Raw genomic sequence first — 325 nt, 5'->3', positions numbered from 1 at the left:
CTCAAACGCGCAGCAGTCCCTTTGAAAATACTTCTGCCTATGCAGTAATGAAAACCAGTATCAAGGCTGACTGGCTCCATGTGACTACTTCGTCAGAGACGGAATTAGATATTTTTTATGAGAAGGCAGATGAAAGCTTGCTGACCTTGGAAGACTTGGTGCAAGACAAGGAGAGTTTTCGTACTACACTAAAAGCAATCCTAGTTTCAGCTAAAAATGAGGCTGAAATTCAAGTTCAAAAAGATATTTTAGAAATGTTTGAGAGTGATGATTGGTCTGCTATTCTCTTTGCTTACACTGAAAAATCTCTGATATTGGAGAAAGC

General features: G+C 39.1%; 1 pseudogene. It reads left to right on the top strand.

Annotation, left to right across the window (positions count from 1 at the left end):
- Positions 1-325, top strand: a pseudogene (locus tag C1E99_RS13190) (hypothetical protein); the annotation flags it as partial.

Origin of the sequence: Streptococcus suis, assembly GCF_002964045.1 — a bacterium.
GTDB classification, from domain to species: domain Bacteria; phylum Bacillota; class Bacilli; order Lactobacillales; family Streptococcaceae; genus Streptococcus; species Streptococcus suis_U.
This window is presented reverse-complemented; position numbering and strand designations above follow the sequence as displayed.